We start from the raw sequence: 18,300 nt of genomic DNA, 5'->3' as shown, positions 1-18,300 counted from the left end.
TCATGACTGAAGATAGATTAACCCATCTCAAGCAGCTTGAAGCTGAAAGTATTCATATTATTCGCGAAGTTGCTGCCGAATTTGAAAATCCGGTAATGCTTTACTCGATTGGTAAAGACTCTGCGGTAATGCTGCATCTGGCGCTCAAAGCTTTTTACCCTGCAAAATTACCGTTTCCGCTATTGCATGTCGATACTGGCTGGAAATTCAAAGACATGATCGCGTTTCGTGACAACATGGCCAAAACACATGGCTTTGACTTGATCGTGCATCAAAACAAGGAAGGCCGTGAAGCGGGAATTAATCCGTTCGATCAGGGCAGCTCGAAATATACCGATATCATGAAAACCCAAGCCTTAAAGCAAGCGCTGGACAAATATCAGTTCGATGCTGCTTTTGGTGGTGCGCGTCGCGACGAAGAAAAATCACGTGCTAAAGAGCGTGTCTATTCGTTCCGTGACAGCAAACATCGTTGGGATCCAAAAAATCAGCGTCCAGAACTATGGAACTTGTACAACGGTAAAGTGAACAAGGGCGAAAGTATTCGTGTGTTCCCGTTATCGAACTGGACCGAGCTAGACATCTGGCAATACATTTACCTCGAAAATATCGACATCGTGCCACTTTATTTCTCGGCAGTACGTCCTGTGGTTGAACGCAGTGGCACACTGATTATGGTAGACGATGAACGTATGCGTCTGAAAGAAGGTGAAGTTCCGCAAATGAAATCAGTGCGTTTCCGTACGCTGGGTTGTTACCCGCTTACAGGCGCGGTTGAGTCTGAGGCAGACACATTGCCTGAGATTATCCAAGAGATGCTTTTGGCCACCAGTTCGGAGCGTCAGGGTCGTATGATCGACCATGATGAAGCCGGCTCGATGGAAAAGAAAAAGCAGGAAGGTTATTTCTAAGCGTTGCTAAGCAACTAGATTTCAGAATGTGTGGAGTTTGAGCAATGTCTCATCAATCAGATCTTATTAGCCAAGATATTCTGGCTTATTTAAAGCAACACGAACAAAAAGATTTATTGCGTTTTTTAACCTGCGGTAACGTCGATGACGGTAAAAGTACTCTCATTGGACGTTTGCTTTACGATTCAAAATTGATCTATGAAGATCAATTACAAGCAGTAACCCGCGACAGTAAGAAAGTGGGAACCACCGGTGATGCGCCAGATTTGGCTTTGCTTGTAGATGGTTTGCAGGCCGAGCGTGAGCAGGGAATTACCATTGATGTCGCGTACCGTTATTTCTCGACAGAAAAACGTAAGTTCATCATTGCAGATACTCCAGGGCACGAGCAATATACACGTAACATGGCAACAGGTGCATCGACAGCCGATCTTGCGATTATCTTGATTGATGCGCGTTATGGTGTACAAACCCAGACACGTCGTCATAGTTTTATTGCAAGCCTTTTGGGGATTCGCAATATTATTGTGGCTATCAACAAAATGGATTTGGTCGAGTTTTCTGAAGCACGCTTCAATGAAATTCAAGTGGAATACGATGCTTTCGTCAATCAGCTTGGCAATCGTCGTCCTGAAAATATCCAGTTTGTTCCGATCTCGGCATTAAACGGTGACAACGTGGTTAACCCATCGGCCAGCACACCGTGGTACAACGGCCAAACCTTGATGAGCATTCTTGAATCGGTCGAAATCAAGCGTGAGTCGAACAAGCACGAGTTCCGTTTCCCAGTGCAATATGTGAACCGTCCAAACCTCGATTTCCGTGGCTTTGCTGGTACTATCGCGTTAGGCGAAATTAATGTAGGCGATGAAATTGTTGCTTTGCCATCGGGTAAAAAATCCAGTGTCAAAGAAATTGTGACCTTTGATGGTAACCTCGACAGAGCTTTTGCTGGTCAGGCGGTCACATTAACACTCAACGATGAAATCGATATTTCACGTGGTAATGTGTTGGTTTGCGCAGGCGAACAGCCACTTATTTCACGTAGCGTGCGCGCGTCACTGGTATGGATGAATGAACATCCACTGGTGAAAGGTAAGTTATACAATGTAAAAATTGGTACGCAAACCGTTCCTGCAAAAGTCACCGCGATTAATTATCGTGTGAATGTGAATACTCTTGAGCATTCTCAGGTCGATGAGCTTGAACTGAACGGGATTGCCGATGTAACAGTCGAGTTCGATGCGGCTGTGGTGTTTGATCGTTACCAAGACTCGCGTTATACCGGTTCATTTATTTTTATCGACCGATTAAGTAACGTCACCGTAGGTGCGGGTATGGTCGAAGCAGCGGTCGAGTGGACTGCACACAGTACACCAGTGACTGCCGAAGACCGAGCTGCGCGTTTGGGGCAAAAGCCTGCTGTAATCGGCATTGATGCTTCTGTACTTTCGCAATCTCAGGCACTTGAAAGCTTGCTGATTCAACAAGGTGTGGTGGCAATTGCCAAGCCTGATTTAACGGCTGAGCAGATTGGCTTGTTACGTGAAACGGGTGTTATTGTATTGACAAATGTCAGTGATGCCACCGACACCGATGTTAGTGCAACCTCACTTGATGAAGTCGTTGACCAAGTGGTTGAGCGAGTTCGTTTGTAATTTAAAACGCATAAAAAAACCTCCTGATCAGGAGGTTTTTTTTATGGAGCCAGATGAAATTAAACCAGACTCACCAGTGGAAATACACCAAATACCAAAGCACTACCTAAAAGTACACAGCAAGTCACAAATGCCCATTTCAAAGTGAATTTCTGATGATCTGCAAACTCAACTGCAGCCAGACCACAAAGAAGGTAGGTAGACGGAACCAGCGGAGAAAGTAAGTGGATTGGTTGTCCAACAATTGATGCACGTGCAATTTCAACTGGCGTAATGCCGTAGTGGCCTGCAGCTTCTGCCAAAATTGGAAGAACACCAAAATAGAAGGCATCGTTAGACATAAAGAAGGTTAATGGCATACTGAGTACGGCTGTAATCGGTGCCATATAAGGCCCCATGCTGTCTGGAATAATAGCAACAAAGCCTTTAGACATTGCTTCAACCATGCCTGTACCAGTTAAAATACCGGTAAAAACACCTGCTGCAAAAATCACCCCGACAACCGCCAATACGCTATCTGCGTGCATCGCGATACGTTTTTTCTGCATTTGAAGATCAGGATAGTTGACCACAAGCGCAATACAGAAACCGAGCATGAACAGAATAGCCATAGGTAAAATGCCTTTGACCAATGCTGCCATTAAAACTATCGTTAAAATTCCGTTAAACCAGCGAAGATGTGGACGCTGTGCTTCTGGGTCTTTTGAAATGGTCAGATTGTCTGCGTGACTGATGTCACCCATTTCAATTACACCCAAACGTTTACGTTCATATTTGCCATACATATAGGCCAATGCAAATAACCATGCTGCTGCTATGACCATTGATGGGATCATTGGAATAAAGACAGCACTTGCATCGACTTGCAAGGCACTGGCAGCACGTGCTGTTGGGCCGCCCCATGGTGTAAGATTCATCACACCACTACAAAGCAGCATTAAGCACGTCATTACCAGTGGATTCATGCCAATACGTTTATAAAGAGGCATCATGGCCGCAACACAAATCATATAGGTGGTCGATCCATCACCATCTAGAGAAACGGTCAAGGTCAGAAAAACAGTACCAAGCGTAATTTTAAGCGGATCGCCCTTTACTTTTTTGAGAATCCACTTGATTGAAGGGTCAAACAAACCTGAATCGATCATCAATGCAAAATACATGATGGCAAAAAGTAACATCACACCAGTGGGTGCGAGCTTTTTGATACCATCTAGCATGGTTTCGCCTAATTTGGTAATTTCAATGTGGCTTAAACTATCAAAATGAAAGCCCAGCCCCCAACCGATGAGTGCGAACAAAACAGGAATGAGAATAAGTGCAACCATTGCACTGAGGCGTTTTGTCATGATCAAGTACATAAAACACATGATCATGCTGATACCTAAAAAAGTAAGCATGTGCGCAATCCTTAGCCCAAAAAATAATACTTATATAATTGTTCAAAATTTTAGAACCTGCGTATATTCATTAATTTTTCTTAAAAGTACAATTGCAGAATGTGTCTATGCGACTAAAGTCTTAAAAAAAATATAAGTCTGTAATTTTTAAAATTATTTTTGCACTTAACTGGTGCGGTTTTGTATCTGAATCTGTGTAAAAGGATCAAAAACATTGATTATTTCGAATGATTCTGCTTATCCATCTTATTTCATTTTTTGAACAAAAACATTGCAACTTCTCGCGTGTACACTGATATAGATTGAAATCATTAAGAGAAATCACTTGAGCGCTTAAAAGATATATTCTGACCAAAGATAAATATAAAAATTTCAAAACGATACACTACGCCGCATAATCTATTGATGAATTTTTCATATTTCAACGTGAAATATGACGTTGAAAAGCGCGTTGAATATACAAAGTGGCGTAATAAACACTGTGCTTTTCCTTTCGTTTTATTCTGTTTTAGAGTGACTTTTATGAGACAATATATCTTTCATTTTTCCCAAGGACTCCCATGACAGAACAGTCTCATGAATCTTTAAGCGATATCGAAATTTTAGATATTTTACAGTCGATGAAAAAAGACGAGCTAGATATCGAAGCGAAAGAGATTATTCGTAACGGGGGCAAAGCAGGGCGACAAGAGGCACACAAACAGGCAATTGTGGCTTTAAATCAAAACTTTGAAGAAAAATTTGTAGAAGCAGTAACGTTAGCACTGGGCCTAAATTCTACACAAGCAAAAAAAATTCGGTATAAAAAAGATCGTATTCGTATTTTAAAAGCACGTGGCATCGATTATATGGCCGTAGATGGTGCACAAACAGCACAAGTCTTGGCGCAAATTGCTCAAGCAATTACGCGTGAAGACAGTATTGTGACCAAAGATTTACACGATATTTTCCCATTTTGGAAACAAGGCTGGCCAATGGTTCAGTTTGATAATGCATATAAAATTTTGGCTGAAGATATTCAGATTCATTATCAGGCACTGATCGATGCATTACTTGCTTAATTGCTATATCTAGAGAAATGTGTCTTGCTGTATTAAACATTCAGGTACATTCATCTAGATTACGAGCGATCGCTTTGAATGATAAAAAAATGCCTCACTTAAGAGGCATTTTTGATTTCTTAGAAACCAGATTAATGATCGAGTAAAATATGCTCTTCTGGTTTTTCAAGAATACGCGTGACCAGCAACTGGTCAATTTTATAGTGATCCACATCGACCACCTCAAATTTGAATCCTGAAAATTCAACTGTATCGGCAGGGCGAGGGATTTTGCGTAATTGATACATCATAAAACCTGCCAGTGTTTCATAGTTTTCTTCATCAGGCATTTCATCGATCTCAAGCGCATGTTTAAGATCTTCAATTGGTGTGCCACCGTCTATAAGCCAAGAATTATTATCGCGCTTAATAATTTGTAGCTCTTCATCCATTGGAGTGACCCAATCACCCATCACAGTAATCATGATATCACTGAGGGTAATGACACCAACAACCCAAGCGTATTCATTGATAACGACCGCAAATTTTTCCTTGGTCGATCGGAATCGATCAAGTACCTCAGAAAGGGTGAGTGTATCGGGAATGGTTAAAACGGTTCGGATGGTATTTTCTTTGAGTTGAATCAAAGATTGATTTTTCAAAATCCGCACCAAAATATCTTTGGCATCTACATAACCAATCACCTGATCGATATGTGCATTACACACCAAAAACTTCGAATACGGATACTCAGCCAGTTTTTGACGAATGCTTTCATCGGTCTCATCGAGTGTAAAATACACAATGTTTTCACGCGTGGTCATGCTCGAAGGAACCGTTCGTTCTTCTAGCTCAAAAACATTCTCAATAAAATGATGCTCTTGTTTTTGTAATACACCAGCCTGCGCACCAGCTTCCATGACTGCTGAAATGTCATCGAAGGTAATGTTGTCATCACGAATGGTATTGACCTTAAATAAACGGAACAACATATTCGCGATCGCATTAATCAGCCACGCCAATGGCTTGCAGACTTTAATAAAGATCTGAATAGGTTCAATAACACTGACCGCGATTTTTTCAGGTGCAATCATGGCCAAGCGCTTTGGCATGAGGTCGGCAAATAAAATAAATAACGAGGTAACAAAGGTAAACGATAAGCTAAAGCCAATGGTTTCGGTCCAAGGGCCGTCGTAGACGCGATCAATCAGTTCGACAAAAAATGGCCGAAATGCGGCCTCACCTAAAATACCCCCGAGTATCGCAACAGCATTTAAGCCTATTTGCGATGCGGCAAAGAAATCTGCAGATTGCGCCTGCAAATCCAACACCTTTTGGGCGCGTTCATCACCAGATTCGGCCAGGATTTTCAGTTTGACTTTGCGCGCGCCCGCTAGCGCAATTTCAGTGAGTGATAAAAAACCAGCCGCAACAATCAGCATCATGATGATGATGGCATTTTGAAAGAGACTCACAGTTCACCTGTTGTATTGGTTATTTTGCGAAAACTTAGATAAAAAATAGTGAGGTAGTCAGACTACCTCTGTTTTAAATTAGTATAAGCGTGAAAAAAGAAGAATTTAAGAAAAATTTCAATTAGTAATGAGAAAACTGTGAGTTATTGGTGATAAATTCACGATTTTCTTCTTCGATCATTTGTCGAGCAACAAAAAGAATCAGTTGGCGTAACCAGCGATGTGCAGGATGATGATGTAATAACGGACACCATGCCATTTTTAATTCAAATTCTGGAATATAAAACGGTGGATCTTTTATCACAAGACGCGGATTTTGTGCTTGCAAACGCGCCATTCGTGTTGGAAGGGTCGCAATCAGATCCACATTTTGCGCCAATAATGCAGGCATCTGATAATGACGGGTAAACACTGAAATTTTACGTTTTTGTCCGATTCGTTCAAGTGCCTGATCAATCCAGCCTAAGCCCGCTTGCTTGTCTGGGTTGACACCAAATCCCACGCCCATACCGGTTTTCGATACCCAGATATGTTGCGCATCGAGATAGCTTTTTAGATTTAAGTGCTGAACAGCAGGGTGCTTGTCATTTAATAAGCAGCTAAAACTGTCACGCCAAACCAGAACCTGATGAAAACTTTGTGGAATTTCATTGAAACGGTTAATCGCAAGATCGACTTTACCTTGCTCCATGTCACGATATGAAACGTCACTTGGTGTGAGAAAGTCTAACACGACATTCGGTGCTTCTGAACGTAATGCTTTGACTAAGCGCGGGATGAGCGTTGCTTCGGCGTAGTCAGAGGTCATGACACGAAACACGCGACTGCTTGTATAAGGGCGAAACTCTGTTCTCGGTTCCAGAATCATCGACAAATCAGATAAGGCATCGCGAATACGCGGCTGAAGTTCGAGCGCGCGCTCGGTGGGTGTCATACCTTCAGATGAACGAATTAACAACGGATCATTAAATAAATTGCGTAAACGGCGTAGAATATTACTCATGGCAGGTTGGGTAACACCCAATTGTTCAGCTGCACGAGTAACGTTCTTTTCGCGAAGTAGTACATCAAGATAAATTAATAGATTGAGGTCAACTCGCTCTAGATTCATAAAAAAAATACCGAGAATAAAAAAAGAAAATTATATTTGATTATGCCACAGTTCATTTGATTTGTGTCAACGTAAACACAAAAAAGACCATATCGAATAAAAGCAGAAATTTCGAGTCATCAACAAAAACATGAACCATCGCGGTACAGATTCAATGACAAGTACATAATGATGATGAGTAAAATACAAAAATTGATCAGTTGCATCTACTACGTGCAACAATTATATCTGATAAAAAATGCAATCGCACTGGCAATTTTGATCGATAATTTGTTTTTTATTTGATCTAAAATAGCGGAGTCGACTTAAGTCTAATATCAAAATTAACACGATAGCGTCATTTTAAATCAGCTTAATGATTATTTTTATTTATTAAATAACAAAAGCTTAGTATGTGGTATTTTAATTATATTACGACTTTTATCTATGTATTTTTTAAATAAATACCGAAAATTAGCTTAGAATATTGGATTAATTTTTTTGCAACTACTAAGCTGTATTCATAGCGAAGAACAGTACAAAATCTAGTCAAATAATTTAATCTGATTTTGAACTGGAACTTCGATCAACCCAAAATGATTATAGGGCAATATCATGACTACATATCAATCAGCTTTAGAGCACGTTCGTACCGTTAAGGACAAATTAGGTGGCACGTGGAATGCAATCCGTGCAGAAGATGCAGCTCGTATGATTGTTCAAAACCGTTTCCGTACAGGTTTAGACATTGCCAAGTATACAGCGTCCATCATGCGTCAAGACATGGCTGAATACGATGCGGACACTAGCAAATATACTCAGTCTTTGGGTTGCTGGCATGGTTTTATTGCACAACAAAAAATGATTGCCAACAAAAAATATTTTGGCACGACATCTAAGCGTTATATTTATCTATCAGGCTGGATGGTTGCTGCACTTCGTTCTGAATTTGGTCCACTTCCTGACCAATCTATGCATGAAAAAACATCTGTTCCTGCATTGATCGAAGAAATCTATACCTTCTTGCGTCAAGCAGATGCTAAAGAACTGAACGATTTGTTCCGTGCATTACAAAAAGCTGAAGCAGCAGGTGATACAGCGAAAGCCAAAGAAATTGAAGCGCAAATTGACAACTTCGAAACGCATGTTGTGCCAATCATTGCCGACATCGATGCTGGCTTCGGTAATGAAGAAGCAACTTACCTTTTGACTAAAAAAATGATCGAAGCGGGTGCATGTGCGATCCAAATCGAAAACCAAGTTTCTGACGCAAAACAGTGTGGTCATCAAGCAGGTAAAGTAACTGTTCCACATGAAGATTTCCTTGCAAAAATCAATGCAGTACGTTTTGCATTTATTGAACTTGGAATTGATGAGGGTGTGATTGTTGCACGTACTGACTCTGAAGGCGCGGATTTGACTCAAAAAATTCCAGTGTCGAAAGAAAAAGGCGACTTGGCATCTCAATACATCAGCTATCTCGATACACAAGAAATCGATATTGCTGAAGCAAGTGATGATGAGATCTTAATCAAGCGTGATGGTAAGTTGCATCGTCCTAAACGTTTGGCGTCTGGCTTGTATCAGTTCCGTGAAGGCACACAAATCGACCGCGTGGTACTTGACTGTGTCACCAGCTTGCAAAATGGTGCAGACATGCTGTGGATTGAAACACCAACACCAAACGTAGCTGAAATTGCACACATGGTGAATCGTGTGAAAGAAGTGGTTCCAAATGCAAAACTGGTCTATAACAATAGTCCATCATTCAACTGGACACTGAACTTCCGTCAGCAATCTTATGACCGTTGGGCTGCTGAAGGCAAAGACGTTTCTGCCTACGATCGTGCTAAGTTGATGAGCGCTGAATATGACAACACGGAATTGGCTGCCGATGCAGACGAAAAAATCCGTACCTTCCAAGCAGATGCTGCACGTGAAGCGGGTGTATTCCATCACTTGATTACACTACCGACTTACCACACTGCTGCATTGTCTACACATGAGTTGGCAAAAGGCTACTTTGGTGAAGAAGGTATGTTGGCTTATGTTGCGGGTGTTCAGCGTAAAGAAATCCGTGGCGGTATTGCATGTGTGAAACACCAAGCAATGGCGGGTTCTGACATCGGTGATGACCACAAAGAGATCTTCTCTGGTGAGCAAGCACTCAAAGCTGGTGATGCAAGCAAAAATACAATGAATCAGTTCTCTGCTCACTAATTGAGTAAAGAAAGAAAAAACCCTGCAATCGCAGGGTTTTTTGATGCAAATTTAACTTTTCTTTTTTAAAACATAATATTCAGCCAAACTACCGTCAATTTTGTTGCCTTCCAAATCAAGTGCTGTTGCAGTATTTTCACCAATAAAGAATTTACGCTGTTCAGACTTCTGATCTAATACAATCATCGATGGATTTTTTGAGTCAAATGTAAAGCTTCCTTTGGTTTCAAACGGCTTACCATCGCCTTTACCTAAATACGTTTCTTTAAGTACATAGGTTTTGTCGTCGTTTAACTGAAGCTCAGTTTGAATGCCTTCGCAGTCGGCACACGGCAATTTACCTTGATAATCACCCGACCAATCCAGTGAATTTTCAGCAGTATGCGTCATATCATGGGCTTGATGCTGGTCGTGTTTAACCTCAGATGCGGCTTGACTATGCTGTTCAGCGGTAGCAGCATCTGTTTTATTTTCAGATTTTGAACAAGCGGCTAAAACCAAACTGGTCAATGCAAGCGCCAATAACGATTTTTTCATGTTTTACCCAATCATTATTTATTTAATGGATGCCCAGCCTATAAAAAAAATCAAGCCAGTTAAATAATTGAAATGTAAGATTAGGTAGAACATTCCCTCATAAGTATCAGTTTATTTCAACTCAGGATTAATACCACCCAATGCCTGGCAGGCTGCTTTATAACGTTGTAATTGTTGTTGTACGGCTTCATCGAGTGGCATTTTAAATGTTGCATCGCCCGATTTAAATTGTTCAACATAGCTTGTGGCCTTGGCTTTACTGGTTGCTAGAGATTGCTGATGAAAGCTGTTGATCGAACTGTGCGGAATTTCGGTAGTTTCGAGATTTTTACACTCGAAATTTTGCAGCAATTTTTCAGCACGTTTCACTTCATTTGAGCTTCCGATTACACAACCAGAGAGTGCGGCACAACTTATTAATATTGTCAGGGTTTTCATTATCAGAACAATTAGGTTAGGGTGGTCGTTAAGCCCGCTATTCTATCGGTATTGTGGCGCTAAAACCTTGTCATTATTTGTGAAAATTGACTAAATTTTGGCTAATCAATATCACAAAATCATCTCAATCACTTGATGGAGAAAAATAACACAAGAAAAGTACCCAAAATTATGCTATTGAAATGTATGTAAAATAAACGTTTAAGCAAGACTTTCAAAAAATTGCCAATTCTTGGTGCAAAAATTGCTTAACTGATCAGACCAGTAGAACATGTCGCATAAAGGAACAGCATGAATCAGCCACAGGACTTTCACATCCAAAGATCCAAAGCTTTGTGGTATGCCCAACTCGAATTAGGCTTTCATGATGATGGTGAGCGCACCATTATGAAGCATAGAAAGCATCACGGACCTGTTCGGGTGCAAAAAATGCTATGGCCTGAAAAAACGGGTGTATGTCATGCAATATTGGTGCATCCACCAGCAGGTATTGCGGGGGGAGATCATTTAACTTTTCAGATATATACAGAAGAAGGCGCACATGCAGTTGTGACGACTCCAGGAGCTGGAAAATGGTATCGAACCAATGGCAAACCAGCTGCGCAACATATTTATTTAAATGCACGAGGACGTTCGATTTTAGAATGGCTTCCTCAGGAAACTATGCTCTACGATGGTGCAAATGCGCAGTCGGAAACCACCATTCATCTTGATCAAGCCGCCAGTTTTATTGGATGGGATATGCTGGTTCTTGGGCGTCAGGCTCGCGCGGAGACATTTTCTGACGGTGCTTATCGCAATATATTTACGTTATATCGTGATCAGAAACTACTGGTTGCCGACACACTGCGCTTTACAGGAAATGATCGCTGGTTACGATCATGTTTAGGCATGAACGGACGCGCCGTAATGGCCAGTTTGTGGGCGGTTGCACCTGAAACACATCGCGCTAAAGTCGATCTTGAGCAGCATGTTGAGCTGATTCGAGAATTGATCATGCGTATGGATGCACCAGTAACACTGACTCTACTCGATGATGTGCTCTGTGCCCGTTATTTAGGTGATGATGTTCGGCAATGTCATGATGCATTTGCTGCCATACGCGCTCGATTGCGTCGCTACTGGCTCAATCTAGATGAAGAATTTCCGCGAATTTGGCGCACTTAATTGTAGGCGGGTAGTGAGTTTGTCAATCAGAAGATAAATAAACAAAGCTTCAATGCCACATGTGTGCACATATTTTGCTTTAAAGACACTTAATGAAACTAGGTATATCGAAATGGAACTGAATCCAACCGAAAAAGACAAGATGTTGATTTTTACTGCAGGTTTGGTCGCTGAGCGTCGTAAGGCACGTGGTTTAAAGTTAAATTATCCTGAAGCAGTCGCATTTATTTCGGCAGCACTGTTAGAAGGTGCGCGTGATGGAATGAGCGTTGCAGAATTGATGCATTACGGCACTACCTTACTCAGTAAAAATGATGTGATGGATGGCGTGGCCGAAATGATTGCTGAGGTACAGGTCGAGGCGACTTTTCCAGATGGCTCAAAACTTGTGACGGTTCATCAACCCATTGTTTAATCATTCAGAGGAGAACATCATGATTCCTGGAGAAGTGCTCACTCCCGATAGTATTATTGAACTCAATGTCGGCCGACCAACGCTCAAAATCAGTGTTGCCAATACTGGCGACCGTCCTATTCAGGTTGGATCACATTTTCATTTTGCAGAAGCCAATGATGCACTTGAGTTTGATCGTGAACAAGCCAGAGGCTATCGTCTAAATATTGCCGCAGGAACCGCGGTTCGATTTGAACCGGGACAAAACCGAGAGATTGAATTGGTTGCACTGGCAGGCAAGCGCGAAGTATATGGATTTGCCGGTCGTGTAATGGGCGCACTGGACTCAGAATGAAAACAATTTGGAAGGCCTTTTAATATGAAAATGTCGCGTCGTGCATACGCTGAAATGTTTGGCCCAACGGTGGGAGATCGAGTCCGTTTAGCCGATACCGAACTATTTATTGAAGTAGAACAAGACCTCACCACTTATGGCGAAGAAGTCAAATTTGGTGGTGGTAAGGTGATTCGCGATGGCATGGGGCAATCGCAGTTACTTGCAGATCAAGTGGCAGACACTGTAATTACCAATGCATTAATTGTCGATTGGTGGGGCATTGTAAAAGCCGATGTGGGCCTTAAAAATGGTCGTATCTGGAAAATTGGTAAAGCTGGAAATCCAGATATTCAGCCAGACATTACCATTCCACTCGGTGCAGCAACCGAGGTCATTGCAGGTGAAGGGCAAATTCTGACCGCAGGCGGAATTGACACTCATATTCACTGGATTTGTCCTCAGCAGGTAGAAACGGCCCTTATGTCTGGTGTGACTACTATGGTGGGTGGTGGTACTGGACCGGCAGCAGGAACGTCAGCCACGACAGTTACACCTGGCCCATGGCACATTGGCACCATGTTACAAGCGATTGACGATTTACCCATGAATATTGGTTTATTGGGTAAAGGCAATATTAGTTTACCCGATCCGATTCGAGAACAGATTAAAGCGGGTGTGGTGGGGCTTAAACTGCACGAAGACTGGGGCTCGACGCCTGCTGCAATTGATAACTGCCTGAGTGTGGCCGATGAGTTTGATGTGCAGGTTGCTATTCATACCGATACACTCAATGAAGGCGGCTTTTTGGAAGAAACGCTCGGGGCATTTAAAAACCGAACCATTCATACCTATCATACCGAAGGTGCTGGCGGTGGGCATGCACCCGATATTTTAAAAGCGATCGGGCAGGCCAACGTACTGCCATCTTCGACCAATCCAACACGCCCATATACTATCAATACCATCGATGAGCATTTGGATATGCTGATGGTGTGTCATCATTTGGATCCTGCAATTGCAGAAGATGTGGCATTTGCTGAAAGTCGTATTCGTCGTGAAACCATTGCAGCAGAGGATATTTTACAAGATCTGGGTGCTATTTCGATGATGTCGTCAGACTCACAGGCCATGGGCCGCGTGGGAGAAGTGATTATTCGGACATGGCAAACTGCACATAAAATGAAGGTGCAACGCGGCGCACTTGAAGGAGACAATGAGTTTCATGATAACAACCGAATTAAGCGTTACATCGCCAAATACACCATCAATCCTGCTATTACACATGGTTTGAGCCATGAAGTGGGGTCGGTAGAAGAAGGAAAGTTGGCCGATTTAGTGCTTTGGAAGCCCGCATTTTTTGGGGTTAAACCCTCGATGATTATCAAAGGCGGGATGATTGCCGCAGCACCGATGGGCGACATCAATGCTTCAATTCCAACGCCACAGCCTGTGCATTACCGCCCGATGTTTGGTTCTTATCCACGTGCTGTACATAACACGTGTATCACCTTTTTGCCGCAAGTGGCGATTGATGAAGGCGTCGATCAGAAGCTGCAACTTAAAAAGTTGATCAGCCCGTGTAAAAACACGCGCAACATTACCAAACATGACATGAAACATAATACTTACTGCCCCGTGATGGATGTGCATCCTGAAACATACGAAGTGCGCGCCGATGGGGAACTGCTAACCTGTGAGCCAGCCGATGTGCTGCCAATGGCTCAACGTTATTTCTTGTTTTAAGGATAATATGACGTGATTTATTTGATTCGGCATGCACAAAGTAAAGCGAATGTAAATTTGAGATGTACATCTCATGCCAATATTGAATTGACCGAACAGGGCAAATTACAATCTGAGCAACTTGCAATTAAACTTCCGCATGCCGATCGAATTTTTATTTCATCCTTTACGCGCACGTTGCAAACTGCAAAGCCTCTTGCAGTAAGAGATCAGTTAAATCCAGAAGTTTTCGATATTCATGAGTTTTCATATTTGTCTGACGTTAAATGTCAAAATACAACACTTGAGGAACGTAAGCCATTTGTAGATGCTTACTGGACGTTAGCTGATCCATATTACAAAGATGCAGAAGATGCAGAGTCTTTTGCTGAGTTTTATCAGCGAGTTGAAAATTTTTCTGGGCTATTGAATGATCTAAAATATCTTTATCAAGTTAAAAACCTAATGATATTTAGTCATGGACAATTTCTTACTTTATTGAAATTGATCGCATTCGAACACCAAGAATTATCTAAAAATCTTATGAATGAGTTTCGTAAGCGTACGATTGATAATCCAATCCAGAACACAGATTTCTTTATTTACGCATAGGGTTTTATCTTATGAAAATTTATACCCAACGTCTGGATGAAATTTCATCAGACCAAACATTTGAAACAGTCGAACTGAACTTTGATACCCGTCAAAAATCTCGTTTTCGTGCAACCTTAAAAGACGGTACTGATATTGGTGCCGACTTGCCGCGCACGGGTATTTTACGCAGTGGCTCATTTATTGCGACCCATGACGGCGATATTCTGCGTGTAGATGCCAAACCAGAACGTTTAATGCAGGTCACGGCCAAAACGGATTTTGAATTGCTCAAAGCGGCTTATCATTTAGGGAATCGTCATGTTCCATTAATGCTTACGCCGTATGCGCTTTATTTCGAACCAGATCACGTACTGGCAGAAATGGTTGAAGGTTTGGGATTGGTTGTTAAAGAAGTTGAACATATGTTTGAACCTGAAAGTGGTGCTTATGCACAGCATGCACACGATCATCGTTTAAGCCCAATCAAGTCATTGCATCATGTCCATTAATGCTGCTCAACTGCTCAAGCTACTGACACTGTCTTCCACGGCATTGCCTGTAGGGGCTTATTGCTACTCACAAGGTGTAGAAAGCGCCATTCAGGTGGGGCTTGTGCATGATGAAGAGAGCAGCAGTGCTTATTTTGAAGAAGTACTTGAGATGTTGCTGGTGCGCTTTGAGCTGCCATTGCTCAAACGGCTGATGCTACATTTTAATGATGATGAGCAGTTTTTAAAGTGGGCGCATCTCTATAGAGCGAGCCGTGAAAGTAAAGAGCTCTTGGCAGAATCCCAACAATTGGCATTTTCTTTGAACGCTTGGATTAAGGCCGTACTCAAGATGCCTGTAGAGGTAAAAAAGCAGTTTGGTTTTGTACCTGTATATGCCCAGTTGTGTGGACGCCTTGAACTTAATCCGGCAGAGGTTTTAACAGCATATACCTTTAGCGTGCTTGAAAATCAGGTTTTGGCCGCAGTGAAAACGGTTCCACTTGGGCAAATGAGCGGCCAGCGAATTTTATGGCATTTACATGAAAAAGTGCCGCAAGCTGTCGAGCAGGCGTTGTTATTGCAAGACGACCAAATCAGTAGTGCATTGCCTCAGTATGCAATGCTAAGCATGCAACATGAAACCCAATATTCGAGACTATTTCGATCTTAACCCTTGATTTGGCAAAGTAATAAAATTGAACTGCCAAATCAAAATGTGACATTTTAAAGGAAATAAACATGACAGAACGTAGCCCATTACGCGTTGGCATTGGTGGTCCGGTTGGATCGGGTAAAACAGCATTGACCCTTAATCTGTGCCGTGCCTTACGTGAAAAATACAATATGGCTGTCGTCACCAATGATATTTACACTAAAGAAGATTCAAACTTTCTGACCCGAAACGAAGCCATGACACCAGACCGAATTGTGGGGGTTGAAACGGGTGGATGCCCGCACACCGCTATTCGTGAAGATGCATCCATCAACTTGGCTGCAATTGATGATCTTTGTGAAAAATTTGACGGTCTGGAACTCATCATTATTGAAAGTGGTGGAGACAACTTGGCCGCAACGTTTAGTCCAGAACTTTCAGATCTGACACTCTATGTGATTGATGTTGCCGGTGGAGAAAAGATTCCACGCAAAGGTGGGCCTGGTATTACTAAATCTGATTTATTAATTATTAATAAAACAGATCTAGCGCCAATGGTTGGAGCGAATTTAGACATTATGGAACAAGATGCCAAGCGGATGCGCGGCGATAAACCGTTTTTATTTTCGAACATGAAAACAGAAGATGGTTTAGCACAAATTATTGAATTTATTGAAAAGCAAGGGCTTTTTAAGGCATAAGGAGGCGCCATGCGCTCAATCACAAAACAACTGCTCATCATCTTGATATCGGCTTTGCCTGTTGCAGCGATGGCACACCCCGGACATGCTTCACAAGCAGGTTTCTGGACAGGATTTATTCACCCTTTCACTGGACTGGATCATTTAACCATGGCAATCGGCTTTGGCGTATTGCTCTGGACAGTTGCAAAACAATGGAAAGTTTTAGGTATTGTGGGGTTGAGTTTAAGCCTCGTTTTTGGTTTTGTTTTGGGCGCAAACGGTATTATCGCTGACGCGATTGCTGAATATGGCATTGTGACATCGTTAATCGTACTGGCTGTTGCACTGTGGAGTAAGTCTTATCGTGTATTGCCATTTGTTGCATTGCTAATGGCGAGCTTTCACGGTGCTGCGCATGGCGTCGAGCTTGCACCTCAAGGCCATGTCATTGCTTTGATCTCTGGTATGGTGCTCGGTATGGCAACGTTGTATACGATCGGCTTGGTGGTAGGTGAGTTGATCAATCGCCACGTACCGTACGGACGTAAAGTCTTGTCTGCTTTAGCCATGTTGGTCGCAATTATCGGTTTAGCCTAAGCGGTTTCATCTTGTCAAAAGGTAGCGTATGCTACCTTTTTTACTATATCTTTTTAAAAAATGATGAGGTTGTCTGTTTTATTAAGACTGACTGTATTGTTGGCATTAAGCTGTTATTCATCCTGGGGACAGGCTTATGATTTTTTCTCACAAGCAATGCCTGACAACACAGTGAATCTGGATGTAAATCTTGAAAATAAAGACTTAAATCAGGAGCAGAAGCACCTTGCCGAGCAACATGATCAAGAAGAAAACAATTATAAAGTGCTTAAAAATCTTTTCTATGCAAATGAGCGAATCAGTATTTATAACTATACGGTGTATAACATGGATGATTTGAAAAGTAAGATGATTGAGGGAGCTCCCGATGCGGTTGGTCTACACGATTTATCTATTTCGTTTGGTTATGGCATGAGTTATCGACTTAAAGATGATACAAAGCTAGGCTACGAGTACGTTTCTAATTTTCCCTATGATCGTGGACAGTTGATCCGTTTTTTCTGGATTCGATCTTTTTAAGATTGGAGATATCTTTTTTTACCTAAGTAACATAAGACACATCAATTGATGATGAAGACACTATAATTTCTTCAACATTATTTAATGGCCTTAAATCAGACTAAACGCACTTATTAACAGTGAAGCAGTCGATGATGCTAAAAAGACTCCGTGTTTTCATTTTTGTTTTTTTAACTGTAACGAGTTTTATGTCGAGCTTATCTGTACAAGCACAAAGCTTTTCCGGATATCAAAATCAACTGTCGAATATGCACCAACCACGCTGGTCATTGCAACCAAGACAACAACTCGATGATGATGACGTCCGAGAGCGCCGTGAAGAGGAAATAGTGCGAGACGTGCGGCCAGTGTGTTTAGATCGCCCTGACTAATCGA

The 18,300-nt window shown here is 42.0% G+C and carries 20 protein-coding genes; 15 read left to right on the top strand and 5 right to left on the bottom strand.

Translation table 11 applies throughout. From position 1 onward, the window contains the following. Window positions 1-2 precede the first annotated feature (2 nt). Window positions 3-911, top strand: a complete 909-nt coding sequence (gene cysD / locus Aso01_RS05225; protein ID WP_004936081.1) for a sulfate adenylyltransferase subunit CysD — start codon at window positions 3-5, stop codon at window positions 909-911. A 44-nt stretch (window positions 912-955) separates the two neighbouring features. Then, window positions 956-2,569, top strand: coding sequence for a sulfate adenylyltransferase subunit CysN (gene cysN / locus Aso01_RS05220; RefSeq protein WP_004936085.1), 1,614 nt, complete (start codon window positions 956-958; stop codon window positions 2,567-2,569). A 59-nt stretch (window positions 2,570-2,628) separates the two neighbouring features. Here cysN and Aso01_RS05215 read toward each other — a convergent pair whose 3' ends face one another. Next, entirely contained in the window at window positions 2,629-3,969 is a 1,341-nt protein-coding gene (locus tag Aso01_RS05215) for a CitMHS family transporter (protein WP_004936090.1), read from the bottom strand. Window positions 3,970-4,529: 560 nt separating this feature from the next. On the opposite strand from Aso01_RS05215, the gene Aso01_RS05210 reads away from it, so the two are divergent. Next, window positions 4,530-5,030 carry a hypothetical protein gene (locus Aso01_RS05210; protein ID WP_004936095.1) on the top strand — a complete coding sequence of 167 codons (501 nt, stop codon included), beginning with the start codon at window positions 4,530-4,532 and terminating at the stop codon, window positions 5,028-5,030. 131 nt (window positions 5,031-5,161) lie between these two features. Here Aso01_RS05210 and paeA read toward each other — a convergent pair whose 3' ends face one another. Further along, window positions 5,162-6,484 carry a polyamine export protein PaeA gene (gene paeA, locus Aso01_RS05205; protein ID WP_004936099.1) on the bottom strand — a complete coding sequence of 441 codons (1,323 nt, stop codon included), beginning with the start codon at window positions 6,482-6,484 and terminating at the stop codon, window positions 5,162-5,164. Between the two features lie 121 nt (window positions 6,485-6,605). Then, on the bottom strand, window positions 6,606-7,595 hold the full coding sequence (locus Aso01_RS05200) for a LysR family transcriptional regulator (protein ID WP_004936102.1): 990 nt from the start codon (window positions 7,593-7,595) through the stop codon (window positions 6,606-6,608). Window positions 7,596-8,189: 594 nt separating this feature from the next. Here Aso01_RS05200 and Aso01_RS05195 point away from each other — a divergent pair. Beyond that, window positions 8,190-9,794, top strand: a complete 1,605-nt coding sequence (locus tag Aso01_RS05195; RefSeq protein ID WP_004936104.1) for an isocitrate lyase — start codon at window positions 8,190-8,192, stop codon at window positions 9,792-9,794. 51 nt (window positions 9,795-9,845) lie between these two features. On the opposite strand, the gene Aso01_RS05190 is transcribed toward Aso01_RS05195, so the two are convergent. Then, the gene (locus Aso01_RS05190) at window positions 9,846-10,331 is read right to left on the bottom strand and encodes a copper resistance protein NlpE (RefSeq protein ID WP_004936106.1); all 486 of its coding nucleotides are present in this window, start codon (window positions 10,329-10,331) and stop codon (window positions 9,846-9,848) included. Window positions 10,332-10,442: 111 nt separating this feature from the next. Next, window positions 10,443-10,769 carry a hypothetical protein gene (locus Aso01_RS05185; RefSeq protein WP_004936107.1) on the bottom strand — a complete coding sequence of 109 codons (327 nt, stop codon included), beginning with the start codon at window positions 10,767-10,769 and terminating at the stop codon, window positions 10,443-10,445. Window positions 10,770-11,060: 291 nt separating this feature from the next. On the opposite strand from Aso01_RS05185, the gene Aso01_RS05180 reads away from it, so the two are divergent. The 11 genes from Aso01_RS05180 to Aso01_RS05130 all read left to right on the top strand — a co-directional run bounded on the left by Aso01_RS05180 (window position 11,061) and on the right by Aso01_RS05130 (window position 18,296). Further along, window positions 11,061-11,936 carry an urease accessory protein UreD gene (locus tag Aso01_RS05180; protein ID WP_004936110.1) on the top strand — a complete coding sequence of 292 codons (876 nt, stop codon included), beginning with the start codon at window positions 11,061-11,063 and terminating at the stop codon, window positions 11,934-11,936. Between the two features lie 112 nt (window positions 11,937-12,048). Continuing rightward, window positions 12,049-12,351, top strand: coding sequence for an urease subunit gamma (ureA, locus tag Aso01_RS05175; protein ID WP_004936114.1), 303 nt, complete (start codon window positions 12,049-12,051; stop codon window positions 12,349-12,351). 19 nt (window positions 12,352-12,370) lie between these two features. Continuing rightward, entirely contained in the window at window positions 12,371-12,685 is a 315-nt protein-coding gene (locus tag Aso01_RS15970) for an urease subunit beta (RefSeq protein WP_004936116.1), read from the top strand. 24 nt (window positions 12,686-12,709) lie between these two features. Further along, window positions 12,710-14,410, top strand: coding sequence for an urease subunit alpha (gene ureC, locus Aso01_RS05165; protein WP_004936120.1), 1,701 nt, complete (start codon window positions 12,710-12,712; stop codon window positions 14,408-14,410). Between the two features lie 12 nt (window positions 14,411-14,422). Beyond that, complete coding sequence (locus Aso01_RS05160; protein ID WP_004936122.1) at window positions 14,423-15,001, top strand: histidine phosphatase family protein; 579 nt, start codon at window positions 14,423-14,425, stop codon at window positions 14,999-15,001. Window positions 15,002-15,012: 11 nt separating this feature from the next. Next, window positions 15,013-15,492, top strand: a complete 480-nt coding sequence (gene ureE, locus Aso01_RS05155) for an urease accessory protein UreE (protein WP_004936128.1) — start codon at window positions 15,013-15,015, stop codon at window positions 15,490-15,492. After that, on the top strand, window positions 15,482-16,144 hold the full coding sequence (locus tag Aso01_RS05150) for an urease accessory protein UreF (protein ID WP_004936129.1): 663 nt from the start codon (window positions 15,482-15,484) through the stop codon (window positions 16,142-16,144). The genes ureE and Aso01_RS05150 overlap by 11 nt, the downstream gene beginning before the upstream one ends. Window positions 16,145-16,212: 68 nt before the next feature. Further along, window positions 16,213-16,827 carry an urease accessory protein UreG gene (ureG, locus tag Aso01_RS05145; protein WP_004936147.1) on the top strand — a complete coding sequence of 205 codons (615 nt, stop codon included), beginning with the start codon at window positions 16,213-16,215 and terminating at the stop codon, window positions 16,825-16,827. A 9-nt stretch (window positions 16,828-16,836) separates the two neighbouring features. After that, on the top strand, window positions 16,837-17,406 hold the full coding sequence (locus Aso01_RS05140) for a HupE/UreJ family protein (protein ID WP_004936149.1): 570 nt from the start codon (window positions 16,837-16,839) through the stop codon (window positions 17,404-17,406). 60 nt (window positions 17,407-17,466) lie between these two features. Beyond that, a complete protein-coding gene (locus Aso01_RS05135; RefSeq protein WP_004936151.1) occupies window positions 17,467-17,925 on the top strand; it encodes a hypothetical protein in 459 nt (152 codons plus the stop codon). Between the two features lie 188 nt (window positions 17,926-18,113). After that, on the top strand, window positions 18,114-18,296 hold the full coding sequence (locus Aso01_RS05130) for a hypothetical protein (RefSeq protein ID WP_025095247.1): 183 nt from the start codon (window positions 18,114-18,116) through the stop codon (window positions 18,294-18,296). Window positions 18,297-18,300 lie beyond the last annotated feature (4 nt).

Source organism: Acinetobacter soli, assembly GCF_000760595.1.
Classification (GTDB): domain Bacteria; phylum Pseudomonadota; class Gammaproteobacteria; order Pseudomonadales; family Moraxellaceae; genus Acinetobacter; species Acinetobacter soli.
Note: the sequence above shows the minus strand (reverse complement) of the source record. Positions and strands in the feature narration are given on the sequence as shown.

Bases quoted from the DNA above. Each gene is read 5' to 3' on its own strand.
- cysD (WP_004936081.1), top strand. From the start codon at position 3: ATGACTGAAGATAGATTAACCCATCTCAAGCAGCTTGAAGCTGAAAGT.
- cysN (WP_004936085.1), top strand. From the start codon at position 956: ATGTCTCATCAATCAGATCTTATTAGCCAAGATATTCTGGCTTATTTA.
- Aso01_RS05215 (WP_004936090.1), bottom strand. From the start codon at position 3,969: ATGCTTACTTTTTTAGGTATCAGCATGATCATGTGTTTTATGTACTTG.
- Aso01_RS05210 (WP_004936095.1), top strand. From the start codon at position 4,530: ATGACAGAACAGTCTCATGAATCTTTAAGCGATATCGAAATTTTAGAT.
- Aso01_RS05200 (WP_004936102.1), bottom strand. From the start codon at position 7,595: ATGAATCTAGAGCGAGTTGACCTCAATCTATTAATTTATCTTGATGTA.
- Aso01_RS05195 (WP_004936104.1), top strand. From the start codon at position 8,190: ATGACTACATATCAATCAGCTTTAGAGCACGTTCGTACCGTTAAGGAC.
- Aso01_RS05190 (WP_004936106.1), bottom strand. From the start codon at position 10,331: ATGAAAAAATCGTTATTGGCGCTTGCATTGACCAGTTTGGTTTTAGCC.
- Aso01_RS05185 (WP_004936107.1), bottom strand. From the start codon at position 10,769: ATGAAAACCCTGACAATATTAATAAGTTGTGCCGCACTCTCTGGTTGT.
- Aso01_RS05180 (WP_004936110.1), top strand. From the start codon at position 11,061: ATGAATCAGCCACAGGACTTTCACATCCAAAGATCCAAAGCTTTGTGG.
- ureA (WP_004936114.1), top strand. From the start codon at position 12,049: ATGGAACTGAATCCAACCGAAAAAGACAAGATGTTGATTTTTACTGCA.
- Aso01_RS15970 (WP_004936116.1), top strand. From the start codon at position 12,371: ATGATTCCTGGAGAAGTGCTCACTCCCGATAGTATTATTGAACTCAAT.
- ureC (WP_004936120.1), top strand. From the start codon at position 12,710: ATGAAAATGTCGCGTCGTGCATACGCTGAAATGTTTGGCCCAACGGTG.
- ureE (WP_004936128.1), top strand. From the start codon at position 15,013: ATGAAAATTTATACCCAACGTCTGGATGAAATTTCATCAGACCAAACA.
- Aso01_RS05150 (WP_004936129.1), top strand. From the start codon at position 15,482: ATGTCCATTAATGCTGCTCAACTGCTCAAGCTACTGACACTGTCTTCC.
- ureG (WP_004936147.1), top strand. From the start codon at position 16,213: ATGACAGAACGTAGCCCATTACGCGTTGGCATTGGTGGTCCGGTTGGA.
- Aso01_RS05140 (WP_004936149.1), top strand. From the start codon at position 16,837: ATGCGCTCAATCACAAAACAACTGCTCATCATCTTGATATCGGCTTTG.
- Aso01_RS05135 (WP_004936151.1), top strand. From the start codon at position 17,467: ATGATGAGGTTGTCTGTTTTATTAAGACTGACTGTATTGTTGGCATTA.
- Aso01_RS05130 (WP_025095247.1), top strand. From the start codon at position 18,114: ATGTCGAGCTTATCTGTACAAGCACAAAGCTTTTCCGGATATCAAAAT.